The sequence below is a fragment of the Candidatus Methylacidiphilales bacterium genome (genome assembly GCA_030054035.1).
GTDB lineage: Bacteria > Pseudomonadota > Gammaproteobacteria > JASGCS01 > JASGCS01 > JASGCS01.
This window is the reverse complement of record JASGCS010000003.1, coordinates 42047-64980: the sequence shown is the minus strand read 5'-3', so window position 1 is coordinate 64980 and position 22934 is coordinate 42047. Positions and strand designations below refer to the sequence as shown.

The following is a 22934-nucleotide window of genomic DNA, read 5'->3' as shown; positions in this document are numbered from 1 at the left end:
CAATCATGTTCTAATATATTCCCCGTTGCTAACGAGACGAATAGGTGTTGGATTAGCTAATCCGCCTACTTCACCGGAAATCACGCAATCCACCGCACCACTAAACTGTAACATGAACTGTTTGTAATCTCGGATTGGTTTATCACCTGAGAGATTGGCACTCGTTGAGAACAGTGCGCCATTGCAAAATAAACAAAGTTGCTTAACGGATGGGTCATTGGTAAATCGTATTGCGATAGTGCCATCTCGTGCTACTAAATGTCGAGGTGTACTTTTACTTGCGGGAACAACCCAAGTAGTTGGACCAGGCCACCCAGATAACATCTCATGATTTTCTAACAAGTATGCCATGGATACAAAATTCCTAAAGTAGTACAAATCGCTTGCTACAATAATTAATTTTTTATCGTCAACTCTATTTTTAATAATTTGTACCTTATGAATCGCATTTATATTCATAGGGTTTCCTGCCAAACCCCACACCGCTTCAGCAGGATACGCAATTATGCCACCTAACCGATATACCGCACTTGCACGAACAAATTCGGTGTTGTTATTGCTTTTCATTTTTAACTGTTTTTTTTCTTTTTGAAGTCTTAAGCGCAGGAGTTTCTTTAGGAGTTTCTTTAGGAGTTTTTTTTACAGTTTTTTTTGTGGCTTTTTTTACGATTTTTTTTGCCCGTTTAAATCTTGCAAATCTTGATATTGGAGTTTTTTCCACTATCTGCACACACTCTGCCAGCGTAAGTGTTTTTGGGTCTAGTATTGTTTTTGGGATGCGGACATTTCGGTCTGGAGTTGCGATATACGCTCCATACATCCCGTTTAATATTTTTATTTCTGAATCTGCAAACTCTTTTATAATTTTATTCTTATCAAACTCTCTTCTTTCATTTATAAGTACTAAGACATCTTCAAGTTTAATAGTAAGTGGATTTTTATCTTTGATTGAAATATACTTAGTCTTGTCAAATCGCACATATGGCCCAAATGAACCTACTCCAACCGTGACAGCCTCTCCCGATTCATCTTTACCTAATTCTTTTGGTAGCGTACAAAGATCAAGCGCAAGTTCAAGAGTAACATCATTGCTTTTCATGCCTGGCAGTAATGGTCCAAAAATTGGCTTTTCAACATCTTCTCTTGTTCCAATTTGTACATGAGGGCCATACCTTCCATACCGAACAGTTACTTTTCTTCCAGAAACCGGATCAACTCCTAGATTTCTTTCCTTAATCGCTTCTTCGCGAGTAACTGAAATATCTTTTTCTTTGACTTGATTTGAAAATTCATTCCAAAATTCATTCAGTATTGGCAGCCACTCAGTTTCTCCTCTACTAATTTCATCAAGGGTATCTTCAAGTTTTGCAGTAAACCCATAATCAACATACTTATGAAAGTGGTTACATAAAAAATCGTTCAAGACAACACCAGTGTCAGTTGGCTTGAACTGCTTCTCTTCGAGGCTGACATATTGCCGGCTTACTAAGGTTGAAATTATACTCGCATACGTTGATGGCCTACCTATGCCGTACTCTTCAAGAGCCTTTACCAGAGAGGCTTCAGAGTAACGAGGAGGGGGCTCAGTAGAATGCTCAGTACTCCGTGGTGATTCACAACCAACGTTTTCACCTTGATTAAATTCTGGGATAATAGTTGACTCATCACTTGCTGATTCTGAAGAATTTGAGACTTCTTCATTTGAAATTTGATACACGGACATAAATCCAGGATGGAGGATTTGAGAGCCAGTCGCTCTAAAGATAAATCGATTAGCAACTTCAAAATTTACAGCTGAGGTTTGAATGGTTGCGTGAATCATTTGAGAGGCAACTGCTCTTCTCCATATTAGTTGATACAACCTAAATTGCTCTGGTTCTAGGTAGGTTTTGATAGAATCTGGTGTGATTTCTGCAGACACTGGTCTAATTGCCTCATGTGCTTCTTGAGAGTTTTTTGACTTATTAACAAATTGCCGAGGATGCTCTGGAAGATATTCTTTCCCATAGATTGAACCAATTACAGCACGGATTGATTTAATCCCCTCATCAGACAATCGGGTTGAATCAGTTCTCATATACGTAATTAGTCCTGTAGTAGTCCCGCCAATACTCATCCCCTCATAGAGTTTTTGTGCTATCTGCATGGTCCGTTTAGTACCAAAACCAAGCTTTCGCACAGCTTCTTGCTGTAATGTACTGGTAGTAAATGGTGGGGCACTTTGACGCTTTCTAATTTTTTTTTCAACTTCAGAAACAACTGCAATTCCATTTGAAGTTTCGTTAATTTTTTGAACACAGGCATCGACATCTTCTGAGTTAGCAAAATGAAATTGGTCAATTTTTTTGTCATCTATTTTAATAAGCTGCGCGGTGCATTTTTGCTTACTATCTGATATAAAATCGCTAAATATTTTCCAATATGGTGTCGATTTAAAACTTTCAATTTCACTCTCTCGTTCAACTATCATTCGTAGCGCTGGGCTTTGAACTCTTCCTGCTGAAAGACCGTATCGTATTTTTTTCCACAGTAATGGAGAGAGGTTAAAGCCGACTAAATAATCAAGAATTCTTCTCGCCTGCTGAGCGTTAACGAGATGTGGCGATATAGCACGAGGATGCTGAATAGCTTCAAGCACAGCTGGTTTAGTGATTTCATTAAATACTACCCTATGCACTTCTTTATTTTGAAGTAGGCCTTCCTTGGTGAGTATTTCATTAATATGCCAAGAGATTATCTCACCCTCTCTATCTGGATCAGTAGCAAGATAGAGTGTGGTAGCGTCTTGTACTGCTTCCCGGATCGCATCTAAATGTTTTATATTCTTTTCAATTAATTCATAGGTTGGTTCAAAATTATGCTCTGTATTAACTGCACCGCTCTTGGGCAATAAATCTCGAACATGGCCATATGAAGCTAAAACAGTATATGAATCACCAAGATACTTAAGTAATGTTTTACATTTTGCTGGAGATTCTACGATAAGTAAGTTTTTGCTCATATTTTTTTATAATCACCATCAAGTGACTTAGTTATCAATCCAGCACATTCTAACTCAATTAAACCCGCTAGAATTTTATCAGTTTGTAATTTTGTTGTCAACTGCAACTGTAGATCCGTGAATGTTACCGATGGAATAGCCACATATAGTTCTTTAGCTAGATCTGAAATTAAGATATTCGCATCTAAAGAAGGAGGTATGATATTTTTTCTAACGATATCTTTTGGAACTGATATTGTGTCGTAGATATCGCTTGGTTTTGTAATTAAACCAGCATAATGGTTGCGAATCAATTGATGGCAACCGGCATGACGATCTGTGTGTATAGAACCAGGTACCGCAAATACCTCTCTAGATTCATTCTGAGCTAGTCTTGCTGTAATAAGTGACCCGCTTTTCACCCCAGCTTCAATCACTACAACAACTGAACTTAGTCCAGCAATGATTCTATTACGAATTGGAAAATGGTGGGGTAATGGTGGGGTATGAAGTGGGTATTCACTAACCAATAACCCTTGTGTGGCAATTTTTTCAGAAAGTGTGTAATTAGATTTTGGGTAAACAATATCTAGCCCATGACCAACTACTGCAATAGTGTAACCATAACAAAGCGCCCCAGAGTGCGCATTCGCATCCACTCCTTTTGCTAAGCCGCTCACCACCACCCAACCCTCCTGCGCATACGATTTACTGAAAGTGTTCGCTAATTCATTAGATTGTTCAGAAGCTTGGCGACTACCCACAATCGCTAAACATGGTTTGTTAATAACATCAATAACTCCGCGGGCAAATAAAACTAACGGAGGATCAGCAATGTTAGCTAACGCAGCTGGGTAATGTGCGTCACCATAAACAACGACATGATTGCTTTCTTGTTCTAACCAATGCTCAAGATCATTGCTATGTATACTAATAGTTGGGAAATTAAATTGATTCTTTTTACAAATAAAGGTAACGACATCTTTTAAATTTTTTAAATCACAAAGAATATCTTGAACCGAGGAAATGTTTGATTGAAATAGTCTATGACTAGAATCATGATTTGCATCAATTTGCTGTTTCAGAAATCGTACTAATGAGTTTCTTATATTACTTTGTAAGGATACTGCACAAAGTAATGGAACAGTTTCCTGAGTTTGTAACTGAATTGTTTTCAATATTATTTTGTATTAACTAAATCAAATTTTCTAATGTTAGTAGTGGCATTAGTAATAATCCCATAAGAGCCTTTGGGGTAAACTTTGATTAACACGATTGTGCCAATTGGATCAAGAGAAGGGATTTTTTCAACTTCACGATCTCTTTTTTTCGTGATTTTAATTAACTCGCTATAATAACTTGGGTTATTTCTCACTTTTAAGATAGCGCCATTAACTAACCCTTGATCACTACCTATGTCAACAAAGACAAATTGATATGAAGCACTTGAGTAAATTGATTGGATGGTATCAACAATTACCCCTGGAGCCTCACTTGACAGATTCTGAATGGTTTCAATTTCTGTGTTATTTTCTACGGGAAGTAATAAATCATTGATGAGAATCTCGCCCTCATTCTTTTCTACCACTAAGGTGGTAATATCAGTTGCTTGGTGGTAACTTTTTATTTTTGCTGTGCCTACTTTAAGGGCACCAAATCCTATCGCATCACTAGTTGAAAATTGTTTATACAATTCTGTTTGGGGACGGTAAATGGCAAAAATTGAAGTGGCCGCATCGTATTCTAAATCTTTTAACCTTCCGGCTAAATCTTTAACCAAAATCTCATTACCTTCTTGGGCGCTTAAATTACGTTTTAACTTATAAATTTTTGGTGCGGATGAATTTTCATCTTCAGTTAATAACCTGAAGTTTACGGTAAAAGGCTTTAAATCAAATTGAGGAGTATTATCTGTATCTGCAACCTTGCTTTTTTTGATTTGTGGTGATATTTTTTTAGTCTTTATAGTTGAATTTGTCTCAGCATTAACTAGATTTAAAGACGACACAGAAATAGCAACACTAACTATGCCGATAACTACTTTTGTTATTATTGTAAAATTTCTCATATAATAATCCTATATTGCTCTGATTTTAATACATAACAATGGCAAAATACCAATAATTTAATTATGGCATTACTTAAAGTTTTAACTTACCCTGATAATCGTCTCAGAAATAAAGCAAAGAATGTTACCAAATTCGACGAAAGTCTAAGAGAATTTTGCAATTCTATGCTTGAAACAATGTATACTCAGGAAGGAATTGGGCTTGCCGCAACTCAAGTTGGAGTAGCGATGCGTATTGTAGTCATGGATTTATCTGATCAGCGCAATGACCCTCACTGTTATATTAACCCTCGGATTGTTTCATCAGAAGGCACTCAGTTATATCAGGAAGGTTGTCTGTCGCTTCCGGGAATCTACGCTGAAGTTGAGCGCTCTGCAGTTATCGAACTACAGTGGTTTGACCCGCAAGGAAAAGAACAAACTTCAAAACTGACCGGATTGCATTCAATTTGTATACAACATGAGCTTGACCATTTGCAAGGAATTCTCTTCATAGATCATTTAAATCCTGAAATGCAGAAAAAAGCTAAGCAGCTAATTTCACAAAAAATCGCGACTGTTGATAATAAATTTTCACTTCAAGTTTCAGATCAAAAAATAATAGCTACTGAATTAAAAGTGGAATAGCCTTGCATGGTAAAACCAAATCGCATCTGGTTTGCTGGAAGTTCAAATTTTGCTCTCCCATCTCTTAATGCTCTCATTGAAGCAGAGCTAATTCAAGGCGTACTTACCACTCAAGCCTTGCCCCAAGGAAGAAGTCTTACATTAACTCCATCACCCGTGGCTTTGCGCGCTAAACAATTGGGTGTTGAAGTTATAGAACTTGGCTCTTTAAAAAATAACGACGAACAAGATACCATTCGTTCGCTTAATGCACTTGCAATTATCACTTGTTCCTTTGGGCGAATCGTGCCGCAAGAACTTTTAAACACCCCGACTGCAGGTTGGTATAACATTCATGCATCCTTGCTCCCAGCCTACCGAGGCTCAGCGCCAATGCAAAGATGCATACAACAAGGGTGTAACATTACCGGCGTAACAATTTTTAAACTTGATGCTGGCATAGATACTGGTCCTATAGCGCTCAAAATACCAGTCAATATAACTGGTCAAGAAAATTACTTTGAACTAGAATCAATGTTAGCTAACCTTGCCTCAACGCACATAATTGAAGTAGCTCAAGCAATTTACTCAAACTCTATTTCACTAACGGCGCAAGAGTATATTTCTACAGTCGTGCCAATTGCAAAAACTATCCATAAAGAAGAAGGATTGATTCAATGGAATTTACCTGCCAATAGCATTGAAAGACAACTTCGTGCATTTATTAATTGGCCAACCAGCTATAGTTTTTTAGATGGCAAGCGCGTTCAAATTCTTTCAGGCAAGGTTCACTCCATAAAACCTCCAGAACATAGAAACATTATCGGGGCACTTTGGGAAAATAATAATAAATTATTTGTTACTTGCGGGGAAGAAGTGCTGGAAGTTTTAACCATAAAGAGAGAAGGTAAAGCAACCGTTGAAGGAATTGCATTTTTCAGAGGGATACAAAATAACAAATACTCTTGTGTTTTCTCATGACTAAACCATTTATTAAAGGAGTGTTTTATTCATCGCTGTTACACAGTGCATTTTATCCTGGCCAACAAGAACGATTTCAATTACGATGGATTTTTCCATGGTATTGGCACTGGTGGTTATTTTTAGCGATATGGTTTGCCATTGGTAATTCATCAAGAGTAATTAAAAAAAGCGCCATAAATCTATTTTGCTCTTTACTCCTAACGAGGAGAAATAAAAAAAGCGGTCTGGTAATACATAAGAATTTATCAATTTGTTTTCCTACGCTTACCGATGAAGCAAGGCAAAAAATAATAGTTGATTATTTTTCTATTTCCGCACGAGTATTTATTGATTACCCAAACTATGTCTTCAATCAACATGCCCTAGATCATAAAATTCAATACAATCAAAAAGAATTACTCGATAATGCGTTAGCTGCAAATAAAGGAATCATCTTACTCATGTCTCATACCTCAAGCGCGGATTTAATGCTGGCATGGCTACTCAGCGAAATTCAAAGACCTTCATATGTCATTTACCGTCCACTAAAAAATAAATTTACTCAGTGGTGGTTTAACCGATCTAGAGTTAAACATTGCCCACTTCTTTTAATTCCACGAGGATCGCGCATTGTGTTTCAAAGCGTACAAACAATTCTAAAAGCAAAAGGAATATTTGGAGTTTTTTTAGATGAGTCAATAGCAAGCTCTCGCTCAGTAACAGCTCCTTTTTTTAATTACCCAAAACCAACCTTAGTCTGGCTTTCTAAAATTTTAAAAATGAATGATGCGTTACTCCTTGGATGTTACTGTAGATATGACCTTGAGCAGGAACGCTACCATATTGACTTCCATAGGGTAAATCTTCCAAGTGCTGCAGATCCACTTACTGAAGCTACTGCAATTAATACATACTATGAAAAGGTGATCAGAAATGCTCCTGAAAATTTTATTTGGCAATTCAAGATTTTTAGAAACCCTTCTGGTCAAGACCCATATTAATGCTAAATAAGATCACTATACCTTCTGCCATCCGAAAAGCGGTAGCTAAAGCGATTGCTGACTTTGCTATGATCAAAGAGAATGACGCAATTTTAATTGGGCTCTCTGGAGGGAAAGATTCGTTAACGCTGATTCATGTGCTTCGCTCTATCCAACAATACGCCCCAGTTAAATTTAGCATAGCTGCGGTAACGGTAGACTATCAAAACCCTAATTACCAGCCCGCTTCATTAATACCATATTTAGAATCATTAGAAATTAAACACTTCTATATTCGTGAAAATATTGTACAAATGGCAAAAGATCACATGGGGAAAAATTCATATACGGCATTTTCTTCAAGAATGAGACGGGGGATTATCTACCAAACCGCTAGAGTTAATGGGTATAATGTAATCGCATTAGCTCAGCATGCAGACGATATCTTATCAAGTTTTTTTATGTCACTTTGGTTTGAGGGAAATTTACAAACTATGAAGGCGCATTACACCATCAATCAAGGCGATCTTCGCGTCATTCGCCCACTTTGCTATGCACGAGAACAATGGATGAAAGATTTTTCATTAAAACACAATCTTCCCATTGTCCCAGAAGATGTTCCTAGCGAATTTAGTGCCCCCAAAGAACGAGCTAGCATTAAAGAATGGCTTGCCTCAGTTGAGAAAGAGGATGCTCAAAAAATTCAAAAAACACTTCGCGCAATAACTCCAATGCTACGACAATCTTTTTATGACCATAAGAACTGCTGAAATAAAACGAATAACCAAAGAAACACAAATCACATTAAATATAGGTTTAGATGGAAGTGGTATCAATACGATTAAAACACCTATACCATTCTTAAATCATATGCTTGAACAAGTCAGCAAACATGGATTAATTGATATTGAACTTGACGCTAAGGGTGATATTGAAATTGACGCACATCACACGGTTGAAGATTGCGGAATAGTTTTAGGCCAAGCGATTGCAAAAGCGCTCGGTGATAAACGCGGCATCACTCGTTACGGCTCGAGCTACATACCATTAGATGAAGCCCTCTCAAGGGTCGTGATAGATCTTTCAGGACGACCTGGTTTAATCTACAATGTTACATACCCTCGGGCAAGAGTAGGCGATTTTGATATAGATTTATTAAAAGAATTTTTTCAAGCGTTAAGTAACCATTGCCTAGCAACTATTCATATTGATTCTCTTCGCGGCGACAACTCTCATCATATTGCAGAAACCATATTCAAAGCATTTGGAAGAGCCCTCAGGGTAGCTGTGTTACTTGACACTAAGATAATTGACATCCCTTCTACTAAGGGAAGTCTATAACTCTGTAGACTTATGAACATTGTAATAATTGATTATGGAATGGGTAATACTCATTCGGTAATGAGAGCTTTACAATCGGTTGCCCCTAAACACCATACCATTGCATTAACCAATAATCCAGACACTATCTCACAAGCAGATAAAATAGTTTTCCCAGGTCAGGGAGCGGCCAACTCAACCATGCAAGCCATCAACCAGCAACAACTTACATCAGTAATAATGCAAGCGCTTGCCAATAAACCATTTTTAGGTATATGCATGGGATTGCAGGTACTACTAACTTCAAGTGAAGAAAATAATGACACCGCTTGCCTACAATATATTTCAGGAACAGCAAAAAGATTTCCCTCAATAAAAGATTTCAAAATCCCACATTTAGGTTGGAATAGCATTGATGAAATCAAACCGCATTATCTCATCAATTCTATTCCCATAAAACAAAGATATTTTTATTTTGTCCATAGCTACTATGCGCATCTAACTGAACAAGCGAGGCGATGGGAAATAGCCACGACAACTTACTCACTTACTTTTCCATCCATGTTAGCTAATAATAATGTCGCCCTAACTCAATTTCATCCAGAAAAAAGTGGGGCTTCTGGACTACAATTACTTTCAAATTTTTGCGCCTGGAAACCATGACATTTCAAATTATCCCATCTATTGACTTAATTAACGGCGCGGTGGTCAGATTAACACAAGGTGACTACCAAAAACAAACCAATTATCCAGCCGATCCTGAACAACTAATTCACGAGTGGTACAACCATGGACTGCGCAGAATTCATATTGTTGATCTTGATGGCGCTAAAGAAGGTGTAGTTTCACCACTGCATTTTAACTTCATCACAAAAATTTGCAAACAACATGATCAACTCCAGATTCAAATTGGCGGAGGTATCAGGAGCCAGGAACAGGCCAAGCGATATTTTCAAGCCGGCGTCTCATTTATTGTAATCGGTACCTTACTACAATCAAATCCAATACTCGCATCGGAGCTAGTAAATAACTTTCCTAACCAAGTATTTCTCGGATTTGATTGTAAAGGTGAATTCCTAGCAGTAAAAGGCTGGACGCAGCAAACTAACATCTCACTAGAAACCTTAGTTGCTCAGTATGAAACTCAACCAAGTGCTGGAATAATTTTCACTGACATTACAAAAGATGGCATGGGGCAAGGAACAAATATAACCTCAATTACAAAACTTTGCAAAATGACATCTAAATCAGTTATTGCTTCAGGTGGTATAGGTTCAATAACTGATATCAACACTTTACAAAACTTAAGGATAACTAATCTTAATGGAGTAATTATTGGAAAAGCCCTTCACGACTCTAGCGTAACCATAGAACAAATAAAAAGCAGTAACCATGCCGCTCACTAAACGAATTATTCCATGCCTTGATATTGACCAAGGAAGAGTCGTTAAAGGAACTTACTTCAAAGATCTTATTGATGCAGGCAACCCTGTAGAGATTGCCTCGCGATATAACCAAGAAGGCGCTGATGAACTTGTTTTCCTAGATATCACCGCTAGCCATGAAAACAGAAAAACTGTATTTCATTTAGTAGAACAAGTTGCCAAGCAAGTTTTCATTCCGCTTACCGTTGGTGGTGGTATTCAAAACGCACAAGATATCAGGGATGCACTAAACGCCGGCGCAGATAAAGTCTCTATTAACTCAGCAGCCATTCAAAACCCAACCCTCATAGAAGAACTAGCAAGCATTTTTGGAAGTCAGTGCATAGTCCTAGCAGTAGATGTCAAACAAATCAATAACACATATAAAGTCTTCAGCCATGGTGGCAGACAAGCAACCAATCTAGACGCCATTCAATGGTGCCAGCAACAAACTGGCAACCAGAAAGCAGGAGAACTTCTACTCACGAGTATGGATAAAGATGGCACTAACACAGGATTTGATACCAATATTCTAAAGCAGCTTAATCAAACCATTACAGTCCCCATTATCGCATCTGGTGGAGCAGGAACTGTTCAACACTGCCTAGAAGCAATTAAATCTGGAGCAGATGCAGTATTAGCAGCTAGTATTTTTCATTTCGGCACCTGCACCATCCAAAGTGTAAAAGAATATTTACTTAAAAATGGCATCATAATTAGAACAACTGATTGTATGTAATATAATATTGTCATGAAATCAGCATTAGTTCTCCTCAATGCACTATGTATATTTAGCACTCAAATTAATGCTGAAACTATGGATAGATTAAATGATGAATTTCCAGCACTGTATAAAAACAACGCTCAGCTTTCAGCCCAAGCAATCATTACTAAAGCATGGGATAAATCTGGAGGAGATGCTTGGCGCAAAGCCTCAAGTCTTTATTTAACTGGCAGAGCAATCTTCTACAAAGATGGCTCTGAAATCATCTATGACAATTATTCAATGTGGCGTGTCTATGAAGATGCCAAACCCGATGCACATAGAGCTGACGGGAGAGTTAGAATTGAAGGTAAAAGGAACTCAAAACTAGTATTCTTAAACACTTTTGACGGTAAAACCACATACGACACTCAAGGTCCTATCTCCGACCAAAGCGCAAACGAACAATGGGCATCAAATTTTGGATTTGGCGCAATTAGAAATGCACTTGATCCAGGTTGGCAACAAAAAAGATTACCAGATGATCTGATTGATGGCATACCTTCATACCTAGTTGAACTAACCGATCCGTCAGGTGGGATTACAAGGTTTGGAATCGCCCAGAAAGACTTCAATATTATTTATGTTGGCTTTAAAACACCAAGAGGATATCATGAAAGACGCTACTCCAACTTTTTCAGCAAACCCAATCAATCATGGCTACAACCTGCAAGAGTCAGACTGTACTATGATGGAATTAAATATAATGAAGTAATCTGGACAGACTTCACCATCAACCAACAGTTTCCAGAAGAACTTTTTAAGGTATTAAAATGAATAGCTCAGAAACTAACGCAAAAATATTTTTCTCAGAGATTAAATTTGATGATAACGGACTAATCCCAGCCGTAGTGATTAGTTCAGAAAACAAATCTGTACTAATGCTAGGGTATATGAACAGAGAAAGCATTATCAAATCACTTGCTTGCGGAGAAGTGGTTTTCTTCAGCAGAAGTAGAAACACCATTTGGCACAAAGGAGAAACCTCAGGAGACTTCTTCAAACTTGTCCAATTCAAACTTGATTGCGATGGAGATGCCTTATTACTAGAAGTCATTACCACCAAAGGAATAGCTTGCCACACAGGAAGAAAATCATGTTTCTTTAAAGTATTTGAAAACAACCGATGGACAGAAGAGAGTTAATCTCACAAGTCATAACACAACTTGAACTAACGCTTCAACAGCGTAAGCAAGCCGACCCCAACACAAGCTACACCGCAACCCTCCTCCACAAAGGCACAGACACCATACTAAAAAAACTAGCAGAAGAAACAGCAGAACTAATCTTAGCCGCCAAAAACAACAACCAACAAAACATCATCCACGAAACAGCAGACCTCCTCTACCACATACAAGTACTACTAACACAACAAAACATACCAATAGAAGACATCTACAAAGAACTACAAAGAAGAGAAGGCATATCAGGGCTAACTGAAAAAGAGAATAGAAAGAAATAGACAAAGATACTGCAAGTGTGCTACAGAGAATTGGATAGACAATATTTACGGGCTATGTGCAGTTAAAACTTTAAAAGACGATGACAATAGCAACGGTTAATAATTTAACAATACCACCATACAAGATTATCAGCACTCAAGATACAGAGTACCCATTAAATAACTCAGATACTTTTACGAAGAATGCTCTCAATCAACTCTACTATTTAGGTAATTTATCTCTATTGCGTAAATCTAAAATTGGATTTTGTGGTTCAAGACATGCAAGCAAAAAGGGATTAGAGACCGCAAAAGATTGCGCTGAACAATCAGCTAAACGCGGCATTGTTGTGGTTTCAGGATATGCATCTGGTGTTGATTTAGTAGCGCATACTACTAGCTTAACTTTTGGTGGTAGCACAATTCTCGTACTTCCTGAAGGTATCGCAAATTTTACTATTAAAAAACAACTACAAAATGTTTGGGACTGGGAAAGAGTTTTAGTGATAAGTCAATTCAAGCCTGAAGATTTTTGGCAACCGTTTCGTGCATTTACTAGAAATAAAACAATAATTGCATTAAGCTCTGTTATGGTAGTTATTGAAGCTGGGGATAAGGGTGGGACTCTACATGCTGGACTTGAGACACTTAAAGCTAATAAAAAATTATTTGTAGCCTACTACCAAGATAAAACTAAATCAAATGAAGGTAATGCTACATTAATCTCGCAAGGAGGAGTGAAGCTATGCAAGAGTAGAACTACCCTAAAAGCAAATCTAGTGGATGCATTTTCTTACTGCAATATTATTTCTGCAGGAACCTCAGATTTGATTTCCTGACCTTAATTTATTGCTATTGACCTTTCCCCCTAAAACTGTACCAAATCGTAGGTGAGGTTTATAGTAAATTAAAATAAACCAAAACTGAGGATTTAAGTAAGAAAAAGAGGTACAAAACAAGGTCAGTACTCCTTCCTGCAACCAGTGTTAATTCCAGATGGTCTATGGATTTTGTTGCAGATCAATTGGAAAATGGTAGGCGAATCAGAATTCTTAATGTCATTGATGATTACTCAAGGAAGATCATAGGTAGCACTTGGATTTATCCAACCAGGAAAACCAACCCAAAACGCATTTGTTGAAAGTTTCAATGGTAAGTTTAGAAATGAACTACTCAATCAAGAGTACTTCAAAAATATTCAAGATGCCAGAGAAAAGATTAGTAACTATCAGAAGTATTTCAACGAAGCACGACCACATAGCGCACTCAAGTAACAATCACCCATGCAATTCTTGGGTGCAGTAGGTTAGTATGACCAGGAATCTCATCGAAGAAATGGTACAGACGATGGGGGAAGGTCAATAAGCAACAAGACAAATAATGATCCCCATCATCTGTACCATCTCCTCTACTGTTTGCTTAATAGTAACTTACTAGAAACCTCATTGAGAAAATGGCTTAGTCTTTAGGAGGAAAGGTCACTATAAAACTCTCCGAAGATTTGGCACAGTTTTAGGGGGGAAGGTCACATTTAACAAATAATCTATACGGATATTAATTGTTAAATATATTGAATAAATCTTCTATGATTGCAAGGTTTTGTCTGACATTCTTCAATTGTTCAAGGGTGGGGTTAAATTTCGACGAGCTAATCAGCCCAGATATTGAATGAGTACTTTTACTAAAATCAATAGTATTTCTCAATTCTTTTTTTAATTTATCTGTTTTTTGATTTTGATAATATGTTTTTTTATTGCTGTCGAGGATTGTTAAAATAGTTGCTTCCAAGCTTGGACGATTGTAAAGGATTTTAATATTTAATCTCTCACTAAGTGTATTTGCTTCATTTTCCTCTGAGTTAGCTAAACATCTATCATAATCAGTTACTACATATTTTTCATCATAATTCAAGTCAATACTGATTCGATTGCAATAGTCAAGCATTTTAGGAATGCTTCCATTGCTACTATTATCGCTTCGTTTTATATCTACTTTACAATTAGAATTTCTAATATTGGGATTAATAATAGGTTTTACTTTTTGTAGAAACTCATATTCACTATTTCCAGCAGCAATGATGAGAATTGATCTTATTAACTCTGATTGCATCAATTAAGTAATGTATGGTTTTGCTCCATAGTTACCACTTCTATATTTTTTATAATAGTTATCATCGGTGCGTGGTGAGACTTGATGTTCCACTGTTTTGTAATCTGATAATCTGAATAATATGGTTTCTTGCTCATTGTTTTTATTTGTGAAGTAGTGAAGGTATTTGTCTAATTGATTAAGGAGAGTATAAGCATGACCCGCAATGATGAGTTGGCTGTTTGAAGGGGGATTATCATACGAACAGAAGTGGTCTATAAGCTCGCTGATGATATCTGGATGAAGATCACTATCAAAGTTATCTAAAATGATCGGAAGGTTATTATCTAATGCAAAAAACCATGCCCCTAATAGAAGGAGAAGGGATTTAGTGCCAGAAGACATATCTGCATAATTGAGTCTAAAATCTGTGCCATCTTTATTAATAGTAAAATCTATTCTAAATTGATCGCCAAAGACAGGATTAGAATATTTTTCAGTAAAAAAATTATTAACTGAAGTATCTAAACGTGAAATGTAGTCTCTTGCTTTTTGTTTATAGAGAATGTTTTGAGGGTTATCATAGAATCGAAATGCAAAAAGTTCCCAATTGGAGGTTGTTAGCGACTTATTAATTTCTACTTGAGGGATATTTATAATACTTCTACTCCAGAAATTAAAGAATAATTCATAGTCTAATTTATTTTTAAATGTATCTATTACTTCTTGAGTTTTTTTATTGGATTTTATTGAATAGTCTAAAAGCACATCATAGTAGGTGTGCATAAAAGAATTTTTATTATTGAGTTTTCTGTGAAAATCCCATTGGTCATGTTTATTGACCAAATTATCAATTTCTACTTTGAGAATGTCTTGTGAAGCAGATAGTTTTCGTTTGAAATAAATGACTGTTTTGTTTGCCTTTGTGGAAGTCAATGTTTCTTCTTGAATTATTTCATTTTTTATAGAGATTGCATAGGTGAAGAGCGTTGAATTTAATTCAAATGCAATTTCAATAGCACTTGGTTTATTAAGGATTACTGGATCGGTGCTTAAAACAAAAGGTTTGATTATTAAAGGAAATGGTACTGTTTGATTTGGTTGCACTTGCTGATTTTGGATTTCTTTTGACAAGATCCAAGAATCTGCTAGTAAGAATTTGATATATTTGAATATTTTAAGTATGTTTGATTTGCCTGAAGCATTCGCTCCCATTATATTTATGATTTTGCATAGTCTTATTTCTGGGTTATATTGTGATTTTATATATCTATTTGAATCAGGTGAGCGACTATCTGCCCTTAAATCTAAAATAAATTCCTCTCTTAATGAATAGATATTTTTAAATTTTAGGTAATGAATCACAGATTTTTGTTTTTTAATTGTTATTTTATTTATTTTAACATATATTATAACTATAAATCAACGTAATTATGTTATATTAATGCAAAATGAAAATGACTAATTTATGCTAAGTAGAAATGCCCCATTTGAGGTGATCTTCGAGCCTTAAATGGGGCGTTTTTTCAACGAGGTTTGGTACTGGTAAAGTGGTAAGGTAACTTTTATATTAATTTGATACTGTTTAGTTATCACTCTAATTAAATCGCCAATATTTTTGTTTCTACGATGAAATATAGTTTTTTCTCTCCATTCTCAATATTTAAAACATATGCATAATCAGGGGAATATCTTTTCCCTCCTGCCACTGGTATCTTGATAGATTTTTCGGAATTATGGTAAAAATAATTACTTCAGAAATAGTTGTTTTAATATTGTTTTTCTCTAATTCGCTGTCTTAAAAAAATATTATCAAATAAATAATTGGTTGCTACCGCTTCATCAGAATACAGTATTCCAACATTATAGGTATTGATTTCATTCACCACTTCTCCTTTTGCGTTGGTATGTTTTGTTGGATGAAAAGTGTTTGTTACTTTTTGATACTCTATACCAAAGACATCAATTGCATTATTCAAAAGATACATATCAAATTCATCTTTCAATATTCTAATTGTTGATATAGAGAAAAGATTAGTAACAATTAGAAGTATATCAATTAGGTATGACCACACAGTGCTCTCAAGTATCAATCACCTGTGCAATTCTGAAGTGCGGTAGGTTTGCAAGACCATTAATCTAATCATTAATATTGTACAGACGATGGGGCATGATCAATCTTCATACATGATGTTATTTCAATTTTGCTGACAAATAGGTTACTATCGTTACTATTGAATTTATCACAAGAACCGCTTCAGGTTCATCTGCAACAATCTTATTTGGATGAGCTCGACTTGCTTGATTACGCATAGGATTAAGTGAATCACAAATGGAGACTAGATTATTTATTATGTTTTGGGTCTCTTGAGATTTTATCTTCACTTTAAGTTTTGGGTGCTTGCATTGAAGTTGTTTCATCAAATAGACTAGCCCGTCTCCCTCCTTATGTGATATATCTTCATCATCGCACAACTCCCTTAAATAACCATGAAATGCTGTATGCAAACGATCCAAGGCACTACTTGCATTTCTATTTTGTTTGAGCGCATCGGCATCCTTAATTAATTCCAATATATGCCCTTCTTTAATATCTGGGGTGCTAATATAATCTTCTTTTTCTAATTTTTTAGCTTCCTCTAACAACTCATTTTTAAGTGAATTTGTTCTCTCTTTAACTTCTTCACATATAGGAAATTTTTCAATTACACCACGTATAATCTTAGCCTTTTCTCTTGGAGTTGATAATTCAAATATTTTAATAAACTTATCTTTCGTTGTTCCAGAAAGCAGATAAGGATCCTTATCTAGACTGCAATATTCTGGATAAAATGTCTTATGGGTATAATATGTAAAACGCCTATTTTCAGGCAATCCCAAATACCCGCCACTAACACCAATCCATCTATTGACAATTTTAAGAATGAGATGATCAGTTTTCATACATATTTATTCTGACCAAAGTTTAGCAATCGCTTCTTTGGTTTTTTGTTCGTATATATCAATTAGCTTTTTGGAGGATTCGACGAGAGTGCGCTCTGCTTCAATTTTTTCTACGATTTGTTTTTGGATTGTGAGAGGTGGGAGAGGAATTTCAACTTTTCTCACTAATTCTGAATTCAGGTTTCTAACCACTCCACCCGTTGCAGCATTTTCAAATTGCTCAATTACGAAATCAGAACTCAAAATATAATAGAGATAATCCTTCTCAATTTTATTAGGATCTTCGCTTAATCTTAACCAGCCGTCATGAATATAGCCCTCAATTTTCATTATGTATGGTCGTCCAAAACTCATTGAATTTGAAAGCACAAAATCATCTACAAAAACTTTGCGGGATTTTTCCGCTCCCTCTTTAGTTACTTTTTCTGCCGTTTGTGTAATATATTTATCAGCGTTTTTGGTATCTCCAATTTTTACCCAATTATAACCATTTGGATCATCAGTCATAAACTTGTCTATTGGGCGAGGAGATGCACCCCTTTCAATTTTGCAAAATTCACCCAATTTAACCATCTCCCACTCCGGATCAATGTCAATTTTTGGTTTCCAGTTTTTGATGATTTGTTTGGCTCCTGCGATGATGCCTGCATAACTGTCCAGCTCTGCGACGACTAGCTCTTGGATTTCAAGAGGTGGGAGAGGGATTAATATTGTTTTCAAATCAGTTGGATAAACATGTGGTTGGCCGCCACCTTGCTGAAATTCATATAAAGAATTTTGTTTCGATTTAAGAATGCCAAAAAGATATCTCGTAAGTACCTTACTATCATCCTTTGTTTGTATTGTTGAACAATCGGAAGCAAAGATTGGAATAGTGAAATAATTTACAAAGCCAGCATAAGCTCCTGAAGCACTAACAGTTATTATGTCGCCTGTTCTGTTTGATTTATTGTGATAATAAGCAGGTTCTTGTCCGCCAGCAATTACTGGAATATTTCCTAGCTGTGTGTCTTTTTTTGTTATCGCAGAGCCTTTCATAATTTCTGCAATTTCCCCCAACTTAACCATAGGCCATTTAGCATTAGTGTAATTGTTTGTTGCACGATAACGATCACCAGATAGATTATAATCCCCGTTTTCGGCAATCTTGGTTTTTTCTACATACACTGCTATTTTGTTTTCTACTTTCTCGTTAGTTTTCCATTTATCCAGTATTTCTAAAGCTGCTGGCAAATCATTTTTATTTATTTCTCGCCTTTGTGCGCCTAAATCAAACCCATCATTATTAACCTTGATAAATAATATTTCCTTATTTTGTGCTGCGTGTTTGCGGTCAAGGAGGAGTATGGAGGTTTTTACTCCGCTGTATGGGTTGAATACGCCTGCTGGCAATGAAATCACTGCGGATAAATAATTATCATCAACTAACATCTTGCGAAGTTGTTTATAAACTTTACCAGATTGAAAAATGATACCTTCTGGGATGACTATGCCAGCTCTTCCTGTTAGTTTTAGATGTTCTGCGATATAGTCGGTAAATAGTACCTCTGCCCGATTTGAATTTACACTGAATTTGTCGTGAGGTACTATTCCACCTTTTGGTGTCATGAATGGTGGATTGGCTAATATGACATCGTATTTAGTGCCCCAAAGTTTTTCATCGGTGAGTGTGTCATTTTCTGTTATTAAAGGTGTTTTGAATCCGTGGAGGTAGAGGTTTACTCTGGCAATCTTTGCCATTTCAGGGGCTATATCTACACCGTGAATATGTTTTGCAAGTTCTTGCATTTCTTTTGGATTTAGCTTTTTGTCTTTTGTAATATGCTTATATGCTTCTACTAGAAATCCAGCTGTTCCGCAGGCAGGGTCTAAGATAGTCTCGTCTTTTGTTGGATTAACTGCGTCGACAATGAACTCAATAATGTTCCTAGGGGTGCGGAATTGCCCTGCGTCACCTTGCGAGCCCATGATGGAGAGCAGGTATTCAAAAGCATTACCTAGGTCTTCGCTGTGTTGATAGCCAAATTTATTGATTTCATTTAAAAACAACGCAATAGTATCTGGTGCACGGAACGGCAAAAAGGCGTCTTTATAAATATCTTGAAAAAGCACAGGTAAATGTTTTGCTGTTGAAAGTTTTTCAATACCTATAATATATAAATCAGCCTTATCTTGGTTAGATAATTTTAGATTAAATAGCTTATGCCATGCATAGGGTTTTAGGTCTCCCGTGAAAAAACTTGCCTTGCCACCTGGTAGTGCGCATGACTGCGTGTCAAGATCATCCATAAATTTATAGATGAGTGCGTTGGTTATTTGGTCAATTTGCCCCTTTGGATCTGGAATCTTACCAACAAGAGTATCTCTTACTGTATTGATTTGTTGCTTAATGGTTGTGTTAAGCATTATTTATTCTCCCAATCAAATTCAGCCATTTCTCTTTGAAGATATTCATTGGCATAGTTTGACGCATCTTCAATTAAATCACCCAGAACCTGCAACTCTTGCATATTGAAGGATGGATATACGGAAATACCTGCATATTCTTTCTTGTTAATCATACCTCTGAATATGGGATCTGAAACAAAAGTCTCAAAGAATTTTTTAAGTATGGTTACTTGTTCAACTTGATCTTCTGCTATCTGTGGTCTCTGGATATCAATAAATTTTTGATATTCTTCGTTTACCCTTTCATCTCTACTCTTGAAATCATTCTGCATTCCGAGAGCTTTGAGGATCATTTCCATTAGGCTAATTTTTCTCTTAGTTTGATATTCCCTTTCGTAAGATTGCCGAATCATTTCTGCACTCCAATACTCAGTAGGTTTATTAAATACCTCGGCTTTAATATACTCCTCAAGTCCATCTAGTCCCTGCTCTTCTTTTATTCTCTTAAGAGTCTTACTTTCTTGTATCACTTGCTCAAACTGTTGGTAAGGATACAAACTTCTGTCAATTTTCATTCCTTCTACCCCAATGTATATTTGTGTTATTGTTGCGATAGTATCTGGTGTTTCTGCATCTACGCTGTCTAGGATATTAGTTGTATTTGGAGTTGGGTCTTTAAGTGAGTTTTTAGTGCCGTCTTTAGAAATAGGTAAGGTTATTTTCTTATTGTAGTCAAAATCTTTTTCAAAATATTGACAGTTAGCAAAGAAATCAAGAAGGATAAATTTATCTTTTGTTTTACTTTCTCCTGTTTCTTGATAAAGAAAAGTATACTTTCTAGTTCCACGGCCTTTCATCTGTATAAAGTCGGTAGGGGAAAATATAGGGCGAAGCAATACAATATTTAATAAGTCTGGGCAATCATAACCAGTTGTCATCATGCCTACTGTTACACAAATACGAGCCTTTGAAGTGTTATAGTCTGGATGAGTATCATGGGCAAATTGTGACTTCTCTTTAAGTCTATTGTTTGCAAAATCCTTTGTGTATTTATGCTCTTCGCCAATACCACTTGTTACTTGAATGGCAAAATTACTTTGATATTTATTTGGCCATTTTTTATCGGCTAAAGAATTTAATAGATTTACAATATCTGATGCATGGGATTTACTCACACAAAAAACAAGCGTCTTGCCAAATTCATTAGTTAGTGGGTCTAGGAGTCCGTTATTCAAGATTGTTTCGCAGAATACACGATTAGTATCGTCATTGAAGAATTTTTTCTCAAAATCTTTCGCAAAGTAAAATACATCGTCTATTCCACCATCTTCATTTTCAACTTGCATAGAGTAACCTTCTTTAGAAATTAGCTCTGTAGTAATTTCCGTGCGAGCATCAATAACAAAGGGATTGATTAGAAAATTATCCGCAACACCTTTTCTAAGGTCATACCTGTATGTAGGAATGCCGTCCTCACAAGAAAAAGTAGTGTAGGTATCCCTTAAATTTCTATACTCATAAGCTTTTATATTTTTCTTTATTAACTCTCTTTCATCCACGCCCTTAAGATAATCCTTCGGTGTTGCAGTAAGACCTAACTTATAGCCTAGAAAATATTCAAATACTGCTCGTGAATTACTGCCTATAGAACGATGCGCTTCATCAGAAATAACGAGATCAAAATCTGTTGGTGAAAAATATTCACGATATTTGTTACCAGCCAACAGTGTCTGTACAGTAGAAATCACAATGTGACCACGATCCCAATTACCATCTTTGAATTTTTCAACAAAATATTGCCCATCAAATAAATTCTTGAGTGCATTTAAAGCTTGTGTTTCTAACTCAATACGATCAACCAGGAAAAGAATACGGCTAGCATTACCAGTACGGAGAAATAACTTACAAATAGCCCCAGATGTCGTCGTCTTACCTGCACCTGTCGCCATTTCCAAGAGGAATCTTCTCTTTCCTTCTTTAGCGGCCTTTTGAATAGCGTGAATAGCCTCAACTTGATACCCTCGTAGGGTTTTCTTTGGTTCTAAATATTTACTATCAATAATTTCAGAAACAAGATCTGATGTGTTGTATTTATTTTTTATACGGTGAAGTAATGTCGCTTGTGTTGGAAATTCTGTAATAATTTCTGGGTTTCCAGATTCAATATCCCAAAAGTAATGGGAATCTCCATTTGATAAAATCACAAATCGGCAGTTTTTTCCTTTCGCATATGGGCGTGCTTGAGTCTCTTTTGGAGATAGTGGATGAATGTTGCTGCTTTTTGCCTCAAGTACGCAAAGAGGATAATTATTATCGTCTAAAAGTAAATAATCTATATACCCATTTATTGTTTTTTCATAATTATCTCCTGCGTCTTGAAGTCGCACACCTGCTTCAAGTATAACATTCGCTCTACTTTTTTCTGAATCATTAAGTCGCCATCCAGCTTGCTCAAGCAGTTTATTTATTTTTATTCGCGCTGTGGCTTCATTGTTTTTCTTAAGCTTATCTTTCATGACTATATCTATTTGAACATTCTTATATATTATAACGACCAAATAGAGGGTACGAATCCACGCTGTTGGGTGGGGAGAATCGTTTAATCACAACAGGTATCTGTAGCCTGTAATGGACGCCTATAAAGTGTATGATGATTTTTATAAAATACTATTTCACTTGAATTTTTTGCATATCCATCAATGATTTTTTGCTGAAGTAGGTAGCTGAGATGGTTGCTGGTAAAGGGCTTGTCAAACTCTTCTTTAGGAATAGGTTTATTACCAAAAAAACCTTGTGAAAGAAGTTCACCTTTATGATAACTATCAAGCGCAAGCACTCCGCCTTTGTTATTGCTTTTATTATTACTTTCTAGTGCAAGCACTCCGCCTTTGTTATTGCTTTTATTATTACTTTCTAGCGCAAGCACTCCGCCTTTGTTATTGCTTTTATTATTACTTTCTAGTGCAAGCA

23 protein-coding genes and 1 pseudogene are annotated in these 22934 nt (G+C 36.2%); 13 read left to right on the top strand and 11 right to left on the bottom strand.

All coding sequences use genetic code 11. The features are described from left to right. Window positions 1–3 precede the first annotated feature (3 nt). Genes QM538_03405 through QM538_03390 form a run of 4 tightly spaced genes read right to left on the bottom strand, consistent with a single transcriptional unit; the run spans window position 4 to window position 5048 of the window. Window positions 4–567 carry a Sua5/YciO/YrdC/YwlC family protein gene (locus QM538_03405; protein MDI9347527.1) on the bottom strand — a complete coding sequence of 188 codons (564 nt, stop codon included), beginning with the start codon at window positions 565–567 and terminating at the stop codon, window positions 4–6. Beyond that, the gene (topA, locus tag QM538_03400; protein MDI9347526.1) at window positions 554–3001 is read right to left on the bottom strand and encodes a type I DNA topoisomerase; all 2448 of its coding nucleotides are present in this window, start codon (window positions 2999–3001) and stop codon (window positions 554–556) included. The genes QM538_03405 and topA overlap by 14 nt, the downstream gene beginning before the upstream one ends. Further along, the gene (gene dprA, locus QM538_03395) at window positions 2998–4158 is read right to left on the bottom strand and encodes a DNA-processing protein DprA (protein ID MDI9347525.1); all 1161 of its coding nucleotides are present in this window, start codon (window positions 4156–4158) and stop codon (window positions 2998–3000) included. Before dprA ends, topA begins: the two co-directional genes overlap by 4 nt. A gap of 2 nt (window positions 4159–4160) precedes the next feature. Next, on the bottom strand, window positions 4161–5048 hold the full coding sequence (locus QM538_03390; protein ID MDI9347524.1) for a hypothetical protein: 888 nt from the start codon (window positions 5046–5048) through the stop codon (window positions 4161–4163). Window positions 5049–5111: 63 nt separating this feature from the next. Between QM538_03390 and def the strand changes: the two genes are divergently transcribed. The 13 genes and pseudogenes from def to QM538_03325 all read left to right on the top strand — a co-directional run bounded on the left by def (window position 5112) and on the right by QM538_03325 (window position 13819). Further along, on the top strand, window positions 5112–5675 hold the full coding sequence (gene def / locus QM538_03385) for a peptide deformylase (GenBank protein ID MDI9347523.1): 564 nt from the start codon (window positions 5112–5114) through the stop codon (window positions 5673–5675). Window positions 5676–5681: 6 nt separating this feature from the next. Further along, window positions 5682–6635: a methionyl-tRNA formyltransferase gene (fmt, locus tag QM538_03380; protein ID MDI9347522.1), complete on the top strand. Its 954-nt coding sequence runs from the start codon at window positions 5682–5684 to the stop codon at window positions 6633–6635. Continuing rightward, the gene (locus tag QM538_03375; GenBank protein ID MDI9347521.1) at window positions 6632–7618 is read left to right on the top strand and encodes a lysophospholipid acyltransferase family protein; all 987 of its coding nucleotides are present in this window, start codon (window positions 6632–6634) and stop codon (window positions 7616–7618) included. Before fmt ends, QM538_03375 begins: the two co-directional genes overlap by 4 nt. Continuing rightward, window positions 7618–8367 (top strand): ATP-binding protein, encoded by a 750-nt coding sequence (locus QM538_03370; protein MDI9347520.1) that lies wholly within the window; start codon window positions 7618–7620, stop codon window positions 8365–8367. Before QM538_03375 ends, QM538_03370 begins: the two co-directional genes overlap by 1 nt. Beyond that, window positions 8348–8938 (top strand): imidazoleglycerol-phosphate dehydratase HisB, encoded by a 591-nt coding sequence (gene hisB / locus QM538_03365; GenBank protein ID MDI9347519.1) that lies wholly within the window; start codon window positions 8348–8350, stop codon window positions 8936–8938. The genes QM538_03370 and hisB overlap by 20 nt, the downstream gene beginning before the upstream one ends. Before the next feature lie 12 nt (window positions 8939–8950). Beyond that, window positions 8951–9580 (top strand): imidazole glycerol phosphate synthase subunit HisH, encoded by a 630-nt coding sequence (hisH, locus tag QM538_03360; protein ID MDI9347518.1) that lies wholly within the window; start codon window positions 8951–8953, stop codon window positions 9578–9580. Beyond that, window positions 9577–10323 (top strand): 1-(5-phosphoribosyl)-5-[(5-phosphoribosylamino)methylideneamino]imidazole-4-carboxamide isomerase, encoded by a 747-nt coding sequence (gene hisA, locus QM538_03355; protein MDI9347517.1) that lies wholly within the window; start codon window positions 9577–9579, stop codon window positions 10321–10323. Before hisH ends, hisA begins: the two co-directional genes overlap by 4 nt. Further along, a complete protein-coding gene (gene hisF, locus QM538_03350) occupies window positions 10310–11080 on the top strand; it encodes an imidazole glycerol phosphate synthase subunit HisF (protein ID MDI9347516.1) in 771 nt (256 codons plus the stop codon). The genes hisA and hisF overlap by 14 nt, the downstream gene beginning before the upstream one ends. A 12-nt stretch (window positions 11081–11092) precedes the next feature. Further along, complete coding sequence (locus tag QM538_03345) at window positions 11093–11881, top strand: hypothetical protein (GenBank protein MDI9347515.1); 789 nt, start codon at window positions 11093–11095, stop codon at window positions 11879–11881. After that, the gene (hisI, locus tag QM538_03340; protein ID MDI9347514.1) at window positions 11878–12249 is read left to right on the top strand and encodes a phosphoribosyl-AMP cyclohydrolase; all 372 of its coding nucleotides are present in this window, start codon (window positions 11878–11880) and stop codon (window positions 12247–12249) included. The genes QM538_03345 and hisI overlap by 4 nt, the downstream gene beginning before the upstream one ends. Next, window positions 12231–12566 (top strand): phosphoribosyl-ATP diphosphatase, encoded by a 336-nt coding sequence (locus QM538_03335; GenBank protein MDI9347513.1) that lies wholly within the window; start codon window positions 12231–12233, stop codon window positions 12564–12566. Before hisI ends, QM538_03335 begins: the two co-directional genes overlap by 19 nt. A gap of 80 nt (window positions 12567–12646) precedes the next feature. Next, entirely contained in the window at window positions 12647–13384 is a 738-nt protein-coding gene (locus QM538_03330; GenBank protein ID MDI9347512.1) for a DNA-processing protein DprA, read from the top strand. Between the two features lie 146 nt (window positions 13385–13530). After that, window positions 13531–13819 (top strand): annotated as a pseudogene (locus tag QM538_03325) (integrase core domain-containing protein). A 280-nt stretch (window positions 13820–14099) separates the two neighbouring features. Here the strand turns inward: QM538_03325 and QM538_03320 are convergent. From QM538_03320 to QM538_03290, 7 genes are all read right to left on the bottom strand, one after another. After that, window positions 14100–14654 carry a hypothetical protein gene (locus QM538_03320; GenBank protein MDI9347511.1) on the bottom strand — a complete coding sequence of 185 codons (555 nt, stop codon included), beginning with the start codon at window positions 14652–14654 and terminating at the stop codon, window positions 14100–14102. Window positions 14655–14657: 3 nt separating this feature from the next. Next, the gene (locus QM538_03315) at window positions 14658–15848 is read right to left on the bottom strand and encodes an ATP-binding protein (protein ID MDI9347510.1); all 1191 of its coding nucleotides are present in this window, start codon (window positions 15846–15848) and stop codon (window positions 14658–14660) included. A gap of 554 nt (window positions 15849–16402) precedes the next feature. Beyond that, a complete protein-coding gene (locus tag QM538_03310) occupies window positions 16403–16639 on the bottom strand; it encodes a hypothetical protein (GenBank protein ID MDI9347509.1) in 237 nt (78 codons plus the stop codon). Window positions 16640–16826: 187 nt separating this feature from the next. Beyond that, entirely contained in the window at window positions 16827–17576 is a 750-nt protein-coding gene (locus tag QM538_03305) for an abortive infection family protein (protein ID MDI9347508.1), read from the bottom strand. Between the two features lie 6 nt (window positions 17577–17582). Next, a complete protein-coding gene (locus QM538_03300; GenBank protein ID MDI9347507.1) occupies window positions 17583–19865 on the bottom strand; it encodes an N-6 DNA methylase in 2283 nt (760 codons plus the stop codon). Window positions 19866–19981: 116 nt separating this feature from the next. After that, window positions 19982–22480 carry a DEAD/DEAH box helicase family protein gene (locus QM538_03295; protein MDI9347506.1) on the bottom strand — a complete coding sequence of 833 codons (2499 nt, stop codon included), beginning with the start codon at window positions 22478–22480 and terminating at the stop codon, window positions 19982–19984. Window positions 22481–22563: 83 nt separating this feature from the next. After that, the coding region (locus QM538_03290) for a hypothetical protein (GenBank protein ID MDI9347505.1) at window positions 22564–22934 on the bottom strand (371 nt) is incomplete at its 5' end.